General features: G+C 26.3%; 11 protein-coding genes, 2 tRNA genes and 1 pseudogene. 8 read left to right on the forward strand and 6 right to left on the reverse strand.

Going from position 1 to position 18,678, the window contains the following annotated elements:
• The first annotated feature begins 9 nt into the window (after nucleotides 1–9).
• Complete coding sequence (znuB, locus tag CRV09_RS01020; RefSeq protein ID WP_136132280.1) at nucleotides 10–792, forward strand: zinc ABC transporter permease subunit ZnuB; 783 nt, start codon at nucleotides 10–12, stop codon at nucleotides 790–792.
• On the opposite strand, the gene ruvB is transcribed toward znuB, so the two are convergent.
• The 4 genes from ruvB to aspS form a co-directional block, all read right to left on the reverse strand.
• Nucleotides 789–1,820 carry a Holliday junction branch migration DNA helicase RuvB gene (gene ruvB, locus CRV09_RS01025; RefSeq protein WP_136132281.1) on the reverse strand — a complete coding sequence of 344 codons (1,032 nt, stop codon included), beginning with the start codon at nucleotides 1,818–1,820 and terminating at the stop codon, nucleotides 789–791. The two genes, znuB and ruvB, sit on opposite strands and share 4 nt — an antisense overlap.
• A 14-nt stretch (nucleotides 1,821–1,834) precedes the next feature.
• The gene (gene ruvA / locus CRV09_RS01030) at nucleotides 1,835–2,452 is read right to left on the reverse strand and encodes a Holliday junction branch migration protein RuvA (protein ID WP_136132405.1); all 618 of its coding nucleotides are present in this window, start codon (nucleotides 2,450–2,452) and stop codon (nucleotides 1,835–1,837) included.
• A gap of 93 nt (nucleotides 2,453–2,545) precedes the next feature.
• Nucleotides 2,546–3,040, reverse strand: coding sequence for a crossover junction endodeoxyribonuclease RuvC (gene ruvC / locus CRV09_RS01035; RefSeq protein ID WP_136132282.1), 495 nt, complete (start codon nucleotides 3,038–3,040; stop codon nucleotides 2,546–2,548).
• Between the two features lie 257 nt (nucleotides 3,041–3,297).
• Nucleotides 3,298–5,067, reverse strand: a complete 1,770-nt coding sequence (gene aspS, locus CRV09_RS01040) for an aspartate--tRNA ligase (protein ID WP_136132283.1) — start codon at nucleotides 5,065–5,067, stop codon at nucleotides 3,298–3,300.
• A gap of 884 nt (nucleotides 5,068–5,951) precedes the next feature.
• On the opposite strand from aspS, the pseudogene CRV09_RS03680 reads away from it, so the two are divergent.
• The 4 genes and pseudogenes from CRV09_RS03680 to CRV09_RS01065 all read left to right on the forward strand — a co-directional run.
• Nucleotides 5,952–6,179 (forward strand): annotated as a pseudogene (locus CRV09_RS03680) (DUF1698 domain-containing protein); the annotation flags it as partial.
• Between the two features lie 464 nt (nucleotides 6,180–6,643).
• Nucleotides 6,644–7,798 (forward strand): MalY/PatB family protein, encoded by a 1,155-nt coding sequence (locus CRV09_RS01055; RefSeq protein ID WP_136132284.1) that lies wholly within the window; start codon nucleotides 6,644–6,646, stop codon nucleotides 7,796–7,798.
• Between the two features lie 36 nt (nucleotides 7,799–7,834).
• Nucleotides 7,835–9,571, forward strand: a complete 1,737-nt coding sequence (argS, locus tag CRV09_RS01060) for an arginine--tRNA ligase (RefSeq protein ID WP_136132285.1) — start codon at nucleotides 7,835–7,837, stop codon at nucleotides 9,569–9,571.
• A 209-nt stretch (nucleotides 9,572–9,780) separates the two neighbouring features.
• Nucleotides 9,781–9,868 (forward strand) — tRNA-Ser (locus CRV09_RS01065).
• 191 nt (nucleotides 9,869–10,059) lie between these two features.
• Here the strand turns inward: CRV09_RS01065 and putP are convergent.
• Nucleotides 10,060–11,544: a sodium/proline symporter PutP gene (gene putP, locus CRV09_RS01070; RefSeq protein WP_136132286.1), complete on the reverse strand. Its 1,485-nt coding sequence runs from the start codon at nucleotides 11,542–11,544 to the stop codon at nucleotides 10,060–10,062.
• 459 nt (nucleotides 11,545–12,003) lie between these two features.
• Between putP and putA the strand changes: the two genes are divergently transcribed.
• Nucleotides 12,004–15,975 (forward strand): trifunctional transcriptional regulator/proline dehydrogenase/L-glutamate gamma-semialdehyde dehydrogenase, encoded by a 3,972-nt coding sequence (gene putA / locus CRV09_RS01075; RefSeq protein WP_136132287.1) that lies wholly within the window; start codon nucleotides 12,004–12,006, stop codon nucleotides 15,973–15,975.
• Nucleotides 15,976–16,089: 114 nt separating this feature from the next.
• Here the strand turns inward: putA and CRV09_RS01080 are convergent, their stop codons facing one another.
• Entirely contained in the window at nucleotides 16,090–16,317 is a 228-nt protein-coding gene (locus CRV09_RS01080; RefSeq protein ID WP_136132288.1) for a hypothetical protein, read from the reverse strand.
• A gap of 247 nt (nucleotides 16,318–16,564) precedes the next feature.
• Here CRV09_RS01080 and CRV09_RS01085 point away from each other — a divergent pair.
• Together CRV09_RS01085 and sbcB are read left to right on the forward strand one after the other, a co-directional pair.
• A tRNA-Asn gene (locus CRV09_RS01085) sits at nucleotides 16,565–16,640 on the forward strand.
• Nucleotides 16,641–17,017: 377 nt separating this feature from the next.
• Complete coding sequence (gene sbcB / locus CRV09_RS01090; RefSeq protein ID WP_136132289.1) at nucleotides 17,018–18,430, forward strand: exodeoxyribonuclease I; 1,413 nt, start codon at nucleotides 17,018–17,020, stop codon at nucleotides 18,428–18,430.
• The last annotated feature ends 248 nt before the right edge of the window (nucleotides 18,431–18,678 follow it).

Here is an 18,678-nt window from a genome sequence, read left to right on the forward strand (position 1 = left end):
TTTTATTTTATGATTGATATTTTATTGCCAGCTTGGTTAGGAGGTATTTTATTAGTTTTAGCAGCTGGTCCTTTAGGTTGTTTTATTATTTGGCATAAATTATCATGCTTTGGTGATACTTTAGCACATGCTTCACTTCTTGGTGTTGCTTTAGGTTTGTTATTAAATATAAATCCTAATTATACTTTAATATTTATTGGGCTTTTAATAACTTTAAGTTTAATAATAATTGAAAACAATTCTAAATTAAGTGTGGATACATTTCTAAGCATTATAGCACATAGTGCGTTATCTCTTGGCTTGGTAATTGTTAGTTTAATATCAAATATTAGAGTAAATTTAATGGGTTATTTATTTGGAGATTTACTATCAATTACTTTTAATGATTTATGGATAATAACAATTTTCATGATTTTGGTATTAACAATTCTAATATGGCAATGGCGTCCTCTGTTATTAATATCGATAAATACTGAAATAGCGAAAGTAAATGGCATAAATATTAAATATACTCGTTTAATTTTGATGTTTATAATAGCAGTATTAATAGGTGTATCAATAAAATTTGTAGGAGCATTGATTATTACGTCATTACTTATAATTCCAGCTGCTACAGCACGATACTTCGCAAAGTCTCCAGAACAAATGGCTATTATAGCTATTGTAATAGGAATTATCGCAGTGACTACTGGTTTAATTTTATCAGCTTTTTATGATACTCCAGCTGCTCCTTCTATAGTCTTATGTTTAAGTTGTCTTTTTATTATTAGTTTATTTTATGCTAGAAATTAATATTTAATATTTATTATAGTATCATTGTAATTCATACCTAAGTGTTTATAAGCTTGTTGCATTGCTATACGTCCTCTAGGAGTGCGTTTAATAAAACCTTTATGAATTAAAAATGGTTCAATTACATCCTCAATCATTTCACGTTTTTCACCAATAGCAGATGCAATAGTATTTAGTCCCACTGGTCCACCCATGAATTTATCTATAATAACTAAAATAAATTTACGATCCATATAATCTAAACCTTCTTTATCAATATTTAGCATTTCAAGAGCGCTATTTGAAACTGATCTATTTAAATCACCATTAGCACAAACATCAGCAAAATCTCTTACCCGACGTAACAAACGATTAGCAATACGAGGAGTTCCTCGGGCACGACATGCTATTTCTAAAGCAGCTTCTTCACTTAACTTTAAACCTAAACATTTAGCAGTTTTAATAACTATATTTTTTAAATCATTTATGTGATAAAATTCTAGACGTTGAATAATGCCAAAACGATCATGTAATGGAGCTGTTAAGGATCCCATACGAGTAGTTGCTCCAATAAGAGTAAAAGGGGGTAATTCTAGTTTAATAGAACGAGCTGCTGGTCCTTCACCAATTATGATATCTAGTCTATAATCTTCCATGGCAGGATAAAGCATTTCCTCTAGTGACGAAGATAAACGATGAATTTCATCGATAAAAAGCACACTTTTAGGTTCAAGATTAGTTAATATTGCAGCTAAATCTCCAGTTTTTTCTAAGGCTGGACCTGAAGTAATAGATAAGTTTACATTCATTTCATTAGCAACAACATTCGCCAATGTTGTTTTTCCTAGTCCAGGAGGACCAAAAATTAATAAATGGTCTAATGCGTGCCCACGCAATTTTGCTGCTTTTATAAAAATTTCCATTTGATCACGTACTTGTTTTTGACCAATATATTCTTTGAGAAATTTTGGACGAATTGTTTTTTCAATATTCTCTTCTTCTTTGTTAATATTAATATAATCAGTGATTAAATTATCATTTCCTATCATAGTTTATTACTACCTTAAATGATATTACGAAGTGCTGTTCTTATTAATATTTCACAGTTTTTTTCGTTTGATTTACCTAATTTAGTGATCATATTTTTAGCATCTTTTGATTTGTATCCTAATGATATCAAGGCAGCAATTGCTTCCGATTCCGCATCAGTGATATTTTGTAATTTATTTAATTTATTGACATTAAATGCTGAATCACCTTCAAATAAATCTTTATACATTTTTTTAAATACATCTTTCATTTCAATAACTAAACGTTTAGCAGTTTTTTCTCCTACACTAGGCAACTTTTTTAATGAGATTATTTCTTCGTTCTCTATTGCTGTTATAAATTGTTGTGCTGACATACTGGAAAGTATAGATAAAGCTAATTTAGGTCCTACTCCATTTACTTTAATTAACTCTCTAAATAATGTGCGTTCTTGTTTACTATTAAATCCAAATAGTAATTGAATATCTTTTCTTATTATAAAATGAGTGAAAATTATTACTTTACTATTAATATCTGGTAATTTATAAAAACAAGTCATTGGCATGTTTATTTCATAACCTACATCATAAACTTCAAGCAATATTATCGGAGGATATTTTTCTAAAATATTACCTTTCAATTGACTTATCACTAAATTCATTTCCTTTGCAATAAAACTATATTGAAAATATTAGATATATAAATTTATTTAAATATTTTTATTATATTTGCTTATAGATAAAAATTATTTCATCTTGACATGATCTTTTTTACTTTTATAAATATGATAATGAGTAATAGCAACTGCCAGTGCATCAGAAGAATCAATAGGTGGACTTACAGATAATTTTAATATCATTTTAACCATATATTGAACTTGATTTTTTTTAGCATTTCCTATTCCAACTACAGTTTTTTTTATTTGGCTAGCAGTATATTCAAACATCGGAAGGTTAAAATTGATTGCTGCAACTATAGCTGCTCCTCTTGCATGGCCTAATTTCAATGCTGAATGGACATTTTTAGACATAAATATTCTTTCGATAGCAAAACAATCAGGTGAAAATTTTTTAATAACTCTAGTTAAACCAGAATAAATTAATTGTAAACTAGTAGATAATTCAGTTGTATTTGTAGAAATATATCCGCTACCTACATAAGTGATACAATGATTATTTTGGCAAATAATACCATATCCAGTAAAACGAGATCCGGGATCAATACCTAAAATGATGGGCATCATAAATCTCTAATTGAATTGTGTCAATTTGTATATTGTAGTTTTAATTAAATTAATTTATTTTTAAATAAATATAAATACCTATAAAAATATGTTAGATTTTTATATCTAAATTTAAAGCTTTAATAAATTTAATATAAAAATCCATTTAATTATCTTTTTTATATTAAAAAATTTTAATTAATAATAAATAGTAGAAAACTATATAATTACAATTATAACAATATGATATACCAAGTCAAATTTGCATTTTAATATTAAATTTTGTTTTTTACTAATTCAAGACCTAATTCTAATAAAGTACTTGAATTTATTTCACTAGGAGCATTTGTCATTAAACAAGTAGCAGAGGTGGTTTTTGGAAAAGCAATAACATCACGTATATTATTTGTATCTGTTAGTAGCATTGTTAAACGATCTAACCCCAAAGCTATACCTGCATGAGGGGGTGTACCAAATTTTAATGCATCTAAAAAAAAGCCAAATTTAACTTGTTGTTCATGTTCTGAAAGTCCAAGTATATTAAATACAGTTTTTTGCATTTCAAAGTTATCAATTCTAACTGAACCGCTACCAACTTCATAACCATTAATTACCATATCATATGAATTAGATAAAGCATAAGTTGGGTTAGCAAACAATTCATCAGCATTTGCAGTTTTTGGTGCTGTAAATGGATGGTGTGTCGCATACAGAGAACCATCTCTTTCTTTAGTAAACATTGGAAAATCAACAACCCATAAAGGAACATAGATATTATCATCAACCATTTTTAAATCTAAGCCTAATTTAATTCTTAATGCACCTAACGCATCTGCTACTATTTTATAATAGTCAGCAATAATCATTATCAGATCACCATCATTTGCATTAGTTCTTTGAAGAATATATTCAGCTATTTCTGGATTTAAAAATTTTATTATTGAACCTTGCATCCCTTTTAAACCTTGCTTACGGTCATTTACTTTAACACAAATTAAATTTTTAACTCCATAGTTTTTAACAAAATTATTATATTCATCAATTTGTTTCCTACTAATTTTTATACCATTAGGTATACATAATGCAGCAATACGATTTTTTAAACTAATTGATAAACTTTCAAAAGGTTTAAAGTTAATATCTTTTAAAATATCACTAATATCTATTATTTTTAATGGATTACGTAAATCTGGTTTATCTGATCCATAAAAATATATTGCTTCTTCAAAAGTTATTTGCTGAAATTTACCAAGATTTATTCCTTTTATATGTAACCACAGATCTCTTATTAGACTTTCCATTATATCAAGTATTTGATTTGATTTAACAAAGGATGCCTCTACATCAATTTGAGTAAATTCTTGTTGACGATCTGATCGTAAATCTTCATCCCTAAAACATTTTACAATTTGATAATAACGATCAAATCCAGCAATCATAAGAAGTTGCTTAAACAATTGAGGAGATTGTGGTAATGAATAAAATTTACCTTTGTGTATGCGACTTGGCACTAAATAATCGCGAGCACCTTCTGGTGTCGTCTTGGTTAATACTGGAGTTTCAATATCAAGAAAACCTGCTTTGTTCATAAAACAACGAATAAAATTAGTAATTTTAGATCTACATATTAATCTTTCAGTTAATTTTGAATTACGTAAATCTAAATATCTATATTTTAGATAGGCCTCCTCTTTACTATTTTGACTATAATCTAGTGGTAATGGTTCAGATTTATTAATAATATTTAAAACACTAGCTAAAATCTCTATTTTTCCAGTTTTGATTTTTGAGTTCTTATTTTTCTCTTCACGTGTAATAACAATTCCAGTAATTTGCACACAAAATTCATTTCTCAATTTAGATGCTAATTTGAAAGTATCTGAATAAGAGTTATTATCAAAAAATACTTGTATAATACCTTCCCGATCTCTTATATCTACAAAAATCATTCCCCCAAAATTACGAAAATTATTTACCCAACCACAAACGGTTACTTGTTGACCTATATTAATTGAATTTATCTGGCCACAGTATATAGTACGCATAAAAAATACTTATCCTTGATTAAAATTAATTCTATATTAAAAATAAATAGCATTGATATAATAATTAAGATTTTTAACATTAAAATTTAATGATAAATTTTATGTTCTATATAATTTTTTAAATTAATCATTTTATATCAAAAACAATTAATATTCCACAGAATGATATTTTTTAAAATTTCAAATTATAAGCCTTTATAAAGTATATTTTCATTATTTTTAGTTTTTGAGTTATTAATAACGGATTAATTTAAATATAATATTTATTCTCAAAAATATTAAATATATAAAATATATTTTTAGGAAAAATTTTAAATTATTATAAAAATAACAAGTTAATATTTTTTATTAAGTAAAGAAATGAACGAGAAAATACATTATATTCAATTATTATTACAATAATAGATAGTTAGATTTTCGATGAAAAATTGATATACCGGCAAAATGTTTATTAAATCTATATTAATATTTGTGATATTAGTCGTTCTATTAATCATTAATCCAAAATTTTTAATAACTACTTAGGAACAGCAACTTTAGTAAGTTATTATAATATCATCTCATCTAATTGTACTATTATTGCAGTAGATAGCTTTTTAGAAAATTAATCATTAGAAAGAAAAAACTTCATAGTCATTTTTATGAGTGTTAAATCATTAGAATATTTTCCTAGATTAGAACTACAATATTTAATTTAATACGTGATATAAAATCAGTTCGTGATAATATTAACAATAATAAATGTAATAGGTATAAAATTATTTATAATTTTATACTCGGCATAAAGTTTATTATTCCTTATTGCTGAGATTGAAAATATAAAAGGCTTTTACCTTATATTTATTCTTTAAAAAGAAAATTATTTTAGATATGATTGTGGAAATGGGTATTATATGTTGAGGATGGTTGTTTATTATACTAATTTAGTAATTGGCATTGATCCAAAATTATTTTTATTTTAATTCTAAGCTATACGTAATCTGATAAAAAATGATCGTAGACTTTATTTATTATCTTTAAGCATTGAACAAGAACCTGCATTAAAAGCATTTGATATGGTTTTCTCAATTGGAGTTCTTTATCATAGGCGTTTTATTAAGCATATTTTATAATTAAAAAATAGTGATTAACTGGTTTTATAAAAATGAGTTATCAATGATAATGACAGAAATTTATTAATACCTAAAAAAGTTATGCACATGTTCACAAATGAAAAATGTATTTTTATTCCTACATCTGAGTTGCTAAAGGCTTAGCTAAAAAATCAATTTCATAAATGCACATATTTTTAATTATATAATTACTTCGTGTACAGAATAACGAAGTACTGAATAGATGATAAGTAAATATCTTATTAAGATTAAATATTATTATTAATATTTTAAATTCAAATGATTTTAAAAATAATTAAAGTATGTCTGGACCAACAAGAGCAATAACTATAGCTAAAAAACCTTACATTGAACTAAATTTGTATTTAAAATCTAGTTATGAACTTATTTTATAATAAAATATTCATAAATATGCATTATTAACTATTTTATAGGTATTTTCAACTTATATCTAGGAAATAAAAATGATATTTAATTTTGATAATCAAATAGAACGTCGTCATAGTGATAGTATTAAATGGAATAAATATAAGGACAAAGACATAATACCTTTGTGGATAGCTGATACTGATTTTATGTCACCAAAATGTATTATAGATGCCATAAAAAAAAGAGCATCGCATGGTGTTTTCGGTTATGGTCATAAACCAACTTTATTAATGGATATATTTATTGATTATGTACATGAAAATTTCAATTGGCATTTAAAACATGATTGGATTGTAATATTACCAGGCGTTGTAAGTGGATTGAATTTGGCCGTACGTGCCTTTACTATAGCTAACGAAAATATTATAACGCCTATTCCTATTTATCCACCTTTTCGTAATTCTGCAATATTAGCTAATAGAGGTCAATTAAATATACCATTAGTATTAAAAAACAAACGCTGGGTATTAGATCTTGATATTGCTAGAGATAAAATAACTAATAAAGAAAAATTACTTATGTTATGCAATCCACAAAATCCTGGAGGTACTGTTTATCGATATACTGAATTAAAAGAACAATTAAATTTTGCACAGAAAAATAATTTAATTGTATGTTCGGACGAAATTCATTGTGATTTAATACTTGAACCAGGTATTAAACATATTCCATTTGGTTCCTTAAACGAGGATGCTGCTCAACGTAGTATTACTTTTATGTCTCCTTCGAAATCTTTTAATATTGCTGGGTTAGGTACTTCTATAGCAATTATTCCTAATAAATTTCTAAGAAAAAGATTTATGCGTGCTCGTCAAGCTATTGTACCAGAAGTAAATATACTTGCTATTGTAGCTGCTGAAGCTGCGTGGCTTAAAGGTAGCAAATGGTTAAAATCGTTAATTAATTACCTACGTAGTAATAGAGATCGATTAGTACATCAAATAAATTTAATTCAAGGTTTATCAATGGTATCACCAGAAGCTACTTATCTTGGTTGGATAGATATTAGTAGCTTTAATATTAATGATCCAGTAATTTATTTTGAAAAACATGGACTAGGATTTTCTCCTGGAATAGACTTTGGTGATAATAATTTTATTCGTTTTAATTTTGGTTGTACACGTAATACCTTAGACAAAGCGATAAAAAGACTTAAATCTGCATTAGAAAACCGTAATTATATTATATAATAAAAATATTATTTTAAAATGAATAAGGTTAGTGGTTTGAATGTTAAATTGTTAATTTCAAAAAAAATCATTGAAGCAATGATTTTAGTTGGCATACCGGAAGCAGATTGTAAACCTCAAGTACGTCAAGCTACAAAAATTGAATTTGGTAATTATCAAGTAAATGGTGTTATGTTTTTGGCAAAAAAATTAGGAAAATCTCCAAGATGTTTGGCTGAAGATATTATTAATTATCTTGATTTAAAAGATATTGCCAATAAAATTGAAATCGGTGGCATAGGTTTTATCAATATATTTCTTGATAATAATTGGATGGCTAAAAAGGCAAAAGACATGTTAATTATGCCAAAATTAGGTATAACTCCCATAAAACCGCAAACAATTGTTTTGGATTATTCCTCTCCTAATATTGCTAAGGAAATGCATGTTGGTCATTTGCGTTCTACTATTATAGGGGATGCCATGGCACATGTATTTGAATTTCTTGGTCATAATGTCATCCGTGCTAATCATATTGGCGATTGGGGTATGCAATTTGGTATGTTGATAGCATTTATCAAAAAAGAACAAAATAAAAACTATATAGATATCAACTTATTAAAAGATCTTGAAGATTGTTATCGTAAAGCAAAACATAATTACGAAAATGATCCCATTTTTGCAAATCTTGCAAGAAATTATGTATTAGAATTACAAAGAGGCAAAAAAAACTGTCTTAATATATGGAAAAAAATAGTTAATATAAGCATGAAACAAAATCAAGAAATATATAATCGCTTAAATGTAACATTAACTAATAAAGATATAATGGGAGAAAGTCTATATAATCCTATGCTTTCAGAAGTTGTTTCTGATTTAAAAAAGAAAGGACTCGCTGTAAAAAGCCAAGGAGCCACTGTTGTTTTCCTTAATGAATTTAAAAATAAAGAAGGAAAACCAATGGGAGTAATTATTCAAAAAAAAGATGGAGGATATCTATATTCTACTATTGATATTGCTTGTATTAAATATAGATATGAAAAATTAAAGGCAGATCGTATCATATATTATACTGATTCACGTCAACATCAACATTTATTACAAGTTTGGAATATAGTAAGAAAAGCAGGTTATATTCCAAATTATGTTATTTTAGAACATCATTCCTTTGGTATGATTTTAGATAATAATAATAATCCCTTCAAAACTAGATCAGGTGATACCATAAAATTATCATCATTATTAGATGAAGCATTTTTAAGAGCATATAAATTAGTAAAAAAGAAAAACAAAAAAATAGACGATAACAAAGCAAAACATTTAGCAGAAGCAATTGGAATGAGTGCTATTAAGTATTCAGAATTATCAAAGAATAGAGTTACAGATTACATTTTTAATTGGGATCAAATGTTAACATTTGAAGGTAATACAGCTCCTTATATGCAATATGCTTATACACGTTTAACATCAATATTAGATAAATCAAAACATTATAAAAATTTTTTAAATAAAGATATTATCATTAGCAATACTAATGAAGAAAGATTAGTATTGTGCTTATTGCAATTTGAAGAAGTAATTGTTAAAGTTGCAAAAAGTGGTACCCCTCATGTAATGTGTAATTATATATATGATTTAACTAGTAAATTTTCTAGTTTTTATGAAAAATGTCCTATATTGAATATAGGAGATACATCAATTAAATATAGTAGATTGCAATTATCTTTATTAACTTTTAAAATATTAACAGAAGTTCTTAATATATTAGGAATAAAAATTGTAAAATATATGTAATATAACTAAAACAATGAAAATATATGTCGTAGATATATATTTTATATATTATAAATATATTTAATATAGTAAAATAGTCTACATAATTAGTTATGCTATATTAATAATAAATATTTTAAGTTAAATTTATAAAAATATGATGTATATTTTATTCATAAAACATATAATAAGATAAAAATAAATCTAAAACTTAAAGAAAAATATATTTTGGTGAGATGTCCGAGTGGTTTAAGGAGCACGTCTGGAAAATGTGTATACGACGATAACGTATCGAGGGTTCAAATCCCTCTCTCACCGTCATATAAGATCAAAGAAAGGTATTTATAGTAATAAGTTATTTTTCTGTTAGTTGTTTGTTAGATTAATTATAATTAGTTAATTGGTTTAACTGATCTAATTAATAGAATTATTTCATTTATCGTAAACATAAAGTCTGCTTTTTATCTAAAAGCAGACTGTATACAAACATCAAACAAGTTACATAAACATTATTTTGTTTTTAGTTTAACCACTGCTGAATCAAATCTTTTAACTACTTCTTTAGATGGTTTTTTTCCGATAAAACTAAAAATTATAATGGCTATACTAGCAAATAAAAATCCTGGAATTATTTCATATAAATTACCCAATCCATATTTTTTCCATAGTAGTACTGTAATAGCACCTACTATCATACCTGCTAATGCACCGTTACGATTCATACGTCTCCAGCAAATACTAAAAACAATTACTGGGCCAAATGATGCTCCAAAACCTGCCCAAGCATAACTAACTAAACTTAATATTCTATTGTTTGGATTCATAGCTAAAAATATTGAAATCATTGATATCAATAAAACCATAAAACGACCAACCCATATTAGTTCACGTTGATTAGCATTCTTGCGAAAAAAATTTTTATATAAATCTTCAGTTAAAGCGCTTGAACATACTAGTAATTGACAACTTAAAGTCGACATTATAGACGCAAGGATTGCGGATAATAAAACACCAGAAATCCATGGATTAAATAATATGTGAGCTAATTCAACAAATATACGTTCACTATTATTAATAACTATGCTTGATTGTTCTGGATTCTTTGCAAAATATGCAATACCAAAGAAGCCTACCGATATTGCACTTAATAAACATAATATCATCCATGTCATACTAATTCTTCGAGCTATAGAAATCGATTGATGGGATTTGGCTGCCATAAAACGTGTTAAAATATGGGGTTGACCAAAATAACCTAAACCCCATCCTAGAAGAGAAATTATTTCAACAAATTTCAAATTTCTAATCATATCTATATTTGATATGTTTTTAGCTTCAATTATCGATATTGCATTAGATAATCCACCCGATGCAATAATTAATACGACAGATGTCATCATTAACGCAAAAATCATCAAACTGGCTTGTACAGTATCAGTCCAACTAATTGCAAGGAATCCTCCAAATAAAGTATATATGATAGTAGTAACTGCACCGGCCATCAACGCATATTCATAGCTAATGTTAAAAGTGCTTTCGAATAATCTAGCACCTGCTACAATACCAGATGCACAGTAAATTGTAAAAAAAAATAGGATAATAAATGCTGATATAATCCTTAAAATTTTACTGTCATCTTCAAAACGATTAGTAAAAAAATCAGGTAATGTTAATGCATTATTATGGTATTCAGTCTGCAAACGTAATCGACTAGCTACTATTTTCCAATTAAGCCAGGCCCCAATTATTAATCCAATAGCAATCCAACTCTCAGAAATACCCGAGATATAAACAGCGCCAGGCAATCCCATTAATAACCATCCACTCATATCTGATGCACCTGCTGAAAGAGCAGTAACTAAACTACCTATACTTCGTCCTCCTAAGATGTATTCATTAAAACTTTTAGTTGAACGATAGGCAAAAAAACCTATTAGCAACATTCCAACAATATAAACTACAAATGTTATCACCATCGGTGTTTTTACATTCATATATGCTCTCCGCTTTATGTAAAATTTAATTAATTCTTAACATATTATCTATTGTTTACAATTAAATAATTCAATTAAGAGATAATAAAGTTAATCATTTCTTGTTAACAAGGATGCATTTTAATCAGCTAAAATGTAAATCTAACCGGAAAAGCACATCATAATATGATATATTAAACTTATGCATTAAAATTATTTACTAAATGAATAAACTAATTACAAATTGTATTTTAACGATATAAACTAATTTTATCTAACAGTAAATATGTTGTTCGATATGAATTATATGATTTAAATATTAAATTATGAAGATTTAAAACATTTTCATTCTAAAGGATAGTAAAAAATATAATAAATAACAATAATAGAAAACGTTTGTATAATTTAATCTAATATAATAAAAATAAGTAATTTTTATAAATCACGAAGCATTGAAACAATCTTAGGGAGCAGGGAATCATGGGTATGATTACCATGGGTTTAAGACTAGACAATGATATTTATAAACGTATTAGGATAGCTGCACAAAATATTAATAAAACACCTTATTGGTTAACAAAACAAGCTATTCTTAATTACTTAGCTCAAATTGAAAAAGATAAAAATTTATCATGTAGTTCATTTGCTAATTTTTATTTGAATTCTATTGAAGAAACAAAATCATATAAAATATATCAACCTTTTTTAGAACTATCTGAACAAATTTTATTAAAATCATTAACTAGATCGATTATCACGTCAAAATGGTGTAGTCCCGAAACAGAATTAGTACCTGTATTATTGGAACAATCACGTATTGATAAAGATTTAAATAAAAAAATTTATAAATTAGCTTGGAGTCTTTCTAATAAATTAAGAAATAACAGCAAAAATATATCTATAACTTCCGAGATAGTGCAAAAATTACTTCAAGAATTTCCATTATCATCTAAAGAAGGTATTGCGTTAATGTGTTTAGCTGAAGCATTATTACGAATTCCCGATAATAAAATGCGTGATATATTAATTCATGATAAGATAAAAAGTGGAAAATGGCATTTACATCTAAGCAATAGTAATTCTTTACCTGTTAATATTATGACTCGTGGATTAATATTTATTAAACAAATTATATCTGTAAATAATGAAAAAAAAATATTACAACCTTTTTATAAAAAAATAATTAGCAAAATATGTAAGAAGAGCGATCTATTGATTCGTAAAGCTGTAAATATAACAATAAGTATAATAGGTAAACAATTCGTAATTGGCGAAAATATTAAAAAAGCATTAAAAAATGCTCGTAAATTTGAAAAAAAAGGTTTCAGCTATTCTTACGATATGTTAGGAGAAGCTGCTTTAACTGCTACTGATGCAAAAAAATATTTTATGTCTTATAGAAAGGCAATTCACGCAATTGGTAATGTTTCACAAGGCATGACTATTTATGATAACCCTGGAATTTCAATAAAATTATCTGCACTTCATCCACGTTATAGTAGATCACAGTACTTACGTGTTATAGAAGAACTTTATCCACGTTTGAAATCATTAATATTTTTAGCACGTTGTTATAATATAGGAATAAATATCGATGCAGAGGAATCTGACCGTCTTGAATTATCCTTGGATTTATTAGAAAAAATTTGTTTTGAATCAGATTTTGCAAATTGGAATGGTATTGGTTTTGTTGTTCAAGCTTATATGAAAAGATGTCCTTACGTAATAGACGAAATAATTGATTTAGCAAAACGTAGCAATCATCGCATTATGGTCCGTCTTGTAAAGGGTGCTTATTGGGATAGTGAAATTAAACGCGCACAAATAGATGGTTTTAAAGATTATCCAGTATATACAAGAAAAATATATACTGATGTTTCATATATAGCTTGTGCACGTAAATTACTATCATTTCCCGATTTAATATATCCGCAATTTGCTACACATAATGCTCATACTTTGGCAACTATATATCAATTAGCAGGGAATAATTACTATGATGGGCAATATGAGTTCCAGTGTTTATATGGAATGGGAGAAAAACTATATAAAGAAATAGTAGGGAAAATAAATAATAATAAATTAAATAGACCTTGTCGTATATATGCGCCTGTAGGTACTTATGAAACATTGCTATCTTATTTAGTACGTCGTTTATTAGAAAATGGTGCAAATACTTCATTTGTTAATAAAATAGCTGATAAATCTATATCAATTAATGAATTGATTGCAGATCCAGTGAAAACAATAGAAAACATTGGAATTAATGAAGGGATTATTGGCTTATCTCATCCAAAAATTCCTTTACCTCGTAATCTATATGGAAAAAATAGAGTAAATTCTAAAGGTATAAATATAAATAATGAATATTATTTAGCTTCGATGTCTAATGATTTAGTGAATAGTACAGAAACTTTGTTTTTAGCAAAGCCAATAATTCACGGAATTTTTATTGATGATAATGTAAGTAGTCATTTGATAATTAATCCAGCTATTTCAAATGATATTGTAGGTAGAGTACGTGAAACCAGTATACAAGAAATATCTCAAGCAATAGAAATTTCAGTAGATATCGGTCCAACTTGGTGTAATACTTCACCAAATGAAAGAGCTATAATTTTAGAACGTGCTGCTAATATTATGGAAAATAAAATAAATATTTTAGTGGGTATTTTAATACGAGAATCAGGTAAAACTTATAATAACGCTATAGCTGAAGTTCGTGAAGCGATAGATTTTATTTATTACTATGCTAGTATAGTTAAAAATAATTTTACAAATGAAACACATTTACCATTAGGGCCAGTAGTTTGTATTAGTCCTTGGAATTTCCCTTTATCTATCTTTGTAGGACAAATTTCTGCTGCATTAGCAGTAGGAAATACTGTTTTAGCAAAACCTGCAGAACAAACCCCATTAATCGCTGCACAAGCAGTTCAGATTCTATTAAATGCAGGTATACCCACTGGGGTTTTACAATTTTTACCAGGATCAGGAAAGAATATAGGTACAAAATTAATAACTGATAATCGAGTTCAAGGTGTTTTATTCACTGGTTCAACTTCAGTAGCAAAATTAATACAAAAAAAAATAGCTGGTCGTTTAGATAAACAAGGACAGCCTATACCTTTGATTGCTGAAACTGGTGGTATAAATGTAATGATCGTAGATTCATCTGCTCTTACAGAACAAGTAGTGACAGATATTATCTCATCAGCATTTGATAGTGCTGGTCAAAGATGTTCAGCGTTACGTTTGTTATGTATACAAGAAGAAGTAGCTGATCGAACATTAGAAATGTTACTTGGTGCAATGGCAGAATATAAAATGGGAAATCCTGATCAATTATCTACTGATATTGGTCCAATAATTAATTTAAAAGCTGTAGAAAATATTAATAATCATATTAAATCAATGCAAAATAAAGGATTTAAAGTTTATCAAAAAATATTTGAAAATCAAAATAAAAATAGTGAATTATTAAGCGATAGCTTTGTAAAACCTACTTTAATTGAAATAGATAGAATAAGTGACTTGAAAGAAGAAATATTTGGACCAGTACTACATGTAGTTAGGTTTAAAATAGATAATTTATTTAATGTTATTCAACAAATTAATAGATCAAAATATGGATTAACATTAGGTTTACATACTCGTGTAGAAGGAACTATTGATCAATTGATATCAGCAGCAAAGGTTGGAAATATATATATTAATCGTAATATGATTGGAGCAGTGGTAGGTGTACAACCTTTCGGAGGAGAAGGTCTTTCAGGAACTGGCCCAAAAGCAGGAGGATCGTTTTATCTCTATCGTTTACTATCAAAATACCCAAATAATTCAGTAATCTCAACTTTAGATCAACAAAGTTTTAAGTGCTTTAAAAAAACCGATAAGTTACAACAAAATTTGTTTTTATCACATTCCGTATTTAGTAAATGGATTAAAAATGAACCAGAAATTGAATCTTTATACTTACAATACACCACCCTATCTCAATCTGGATCTGTACGTAATTTATTTGGTCCTACAGGAGAAAAAAATTCTATTTTGTTATTACCTAGAGAACAAATTTTTTGTGTATCAGATAATAAAAGAGATGTTCTAATTCAATTAGCAGCTGTTATAAGTATAGGTAGTAAAATAATTTGGCAAGATGATTTATTACACCAAAATATATTTAATGAATTACCTAATGAAATTAGAAATCTAATTTCATTAGATTTAAATCCATTTTCTTTGTATTTTGATGCCGTAATTTTTCATGGAAATAGAAATCATTTAAGTCAATTATGTAAAATAATTGCAGCAAAATGTAATAGAATTATTTCAATACAAGGATTTGCTCCAGGTGAAACTAATATAATGCTTGAACGTTTATTAATTGAACGTTCTGTAAGTATTAATACTGCAGCAGCTGGAGGAAACACAAGTCTTATGACTATTAATTAAAAAAATAAAGCCATGGCATTGTAGTTATTATTACCATGGCCTTATAAATTTATTTTTTTACATTAATAAAGATATTTAATATATTTCAAATTTATGTTTTTGGTATTTCCATTGTTATATTTTGTTAAAATTAACATTTATTTTTTTAATACACATCCCCTCAATAGATGGAATGTTTTTCTCAGAATTAATTTCTTCAAAAAACCAAATTCCTATAGGATAATCTTCTAACATTACTAAATACATCTTTCTATTATTAATTGATTCAATAATTGTTAAAATTCTTCCTATTTTATTTGAACTACCAGGAGATGTTATAGTGATATGGTCACCTATTTTCATTGTTAATCATTCCTAATGAAATGAAATTTCTATATTTTAAAAGATGTACTGTATACTATATAAAAAACTTAAAAAACAAAATAATTCATATTTAAGTTATGAAATATTTTATTTATTCTATAATATAGTGATTGACTTATGAATATATTTAAAATAAAATTCAAAAATTGTATCGTTTATGAAGTATAAAGTATTGTTTTGATTTTTTTTGAAATAACTACAATTAAAAAATTGTTATTTTAAGAATTCCTCTGTAGTTCAGTTGGTAGAACGGCGGACTGTTAATCCGTATGTCACTGGTTCGAATCCAGTCAGAGGAGCCATATTAATAATATTTAATAATCTATTTCGTTTATAAAGAAAATATAAAAAACAGTACTGTTAGTTTGGTATGTTATTAACATGAATTAATTCTTTTTAAACTTTTAGGATGTGATGGTTTTTATACCAATATAATCAATATTAATTATGTTCACGATCTATGTGATATTTGGATTTTCTTTTTTTAATGAATTTTAATTTACTCATATTAGGTGTTCAATATGTTAATTCTATTTTTTTAACTAATGTGACTAATGTGTTTTCTTAATTAATATTACATTTTATTCTGAATAAATTTACATTAATACTTAATTGTCAAGTAAATCATAGAAATAAATTATCTTATTTTGACATTTATTATCTTAAAATGGCAGAAAATATGAATTTTTTTGGTAATAAATTCCTTTTTCATGATTATGAAACTTTTGGTATTAACCCTTCTTTTGATCGTCCTGCTCAATTTGCCGGGATATATACAGATAGTGAATTTAATCCTATTAAAGAACCTAAAGTATTTTATTGTCGTTTGCCAAATGATTATTTACCTCAACCTAAAGCTGTGTTAGTTCATGGTATTACTCCTCAAATAGTTATGTCTGAAGGTTTTAATGAAGCTGAATTTGCTAAACGTATTTATAATATACTTACAAAAAAGCAAATTTGCGTGGTTGGGTATAATAACATACAATTCGATGATGAAGTAACACGTAACATTTTATATCGCAATTTTTATGACCCCTATAGTTGGAGTTGGCAGAATGGAAATTCACGTTGGGATATTTTAAATGTAATCCGAGCATGTTATGCATTACGTCCTGATGGGATAAATTGGCCAAAAAATAAAGATGGTTTCACTAGTTTTAAGTTAAAACATTTAACTAAAGCAAACGGTGTAACTCACAAAAATATTCATAGTGCAATATCTGATGTTCATGCTACTATAGAAATAGCAAAATTAATTAAGAAAACACAACCTAAACTTTTTGAGTTTTTTTTTAAATATCGTACAAAAGAAAAAATAATATCAATGATTGATATTGCCGGAATGAAACCATTAGTTCATGTATCTCATATTTTTGGATCATCAAGAAGTAATATAAGTTTGATTTTACCATTAGCATGGCATCCAAATAATCGTAATGCATTAATAGCAATTGATTTATCTGCTAACATATATCCTATATTAAAATTAGATATTCTTGATATACAAAAATTATTGTATACTAGTAACATAGGAAATATAGAAAAGATTCCTATAAAATTAATACATATAAATAGATGCCCTATTTTAGTATCTATTAATGCATTACGTCCAGAAGATGAATTAAGATTAAAAATTGATCGTGCTAATTGTCTTAATAATTTAATGTTGATTCGTAATAATCCGAAACTAAGAGAAAAAGTTTCAATAATTTTTAATAAAAAAAAACAAACTATTGAATCTGATGTGGATGCTCAGTTATATGATGGTTTTTTCAGTATGTCAGATCGAGCTAAAATGGATATAATTCGTCAAACAACTCCAAAATTACTATCAAGATTAAATTTAAAATTTGAAAATATTAGATTAAAAGAACTTTTTTTTAGATATCGTGCTAGAAATTATCCTAATACATTAAGTCATTTAGAACAACAAATTTGGAAAAAACATTGCAAAAACATTTTAAGTGATAAAAAAATAAAACAATTCTTATCAGAATTAAAATTATTTAAAAATTTGTATAAAAACGACCAAAATAAAATCGAAAAACTAAAATCATTATATTTTTACTTCAAGAGTATCACATTATAATAATATCTTACACATCACCATCTTTTCATATTTAATTTTATATTAATATCTTTAAAACTATTTTAAATAATGAATAAAAGATAATATCAAATCAATATATTTAATATTTATCATTTTGCGAACAAAACTATTAACGTTTTATAAAAATAATATATTTTAGTTATATATTACTAATTATATTATTAAAAAATATTAATAATTTACGTGTCATTGGTATAATATATTTATAATGAGGTATAAACATTATT

The sequence above is a fragment of the Candidatus Pantoea edessiphila genome (assembly GCF_002933345.1).
Classification (GTDB): Bacteria; Pseudomonadota; Gammaproteobacteria; order Enterobacterales; family Enterobacteriaceae; genus Pantoea_C.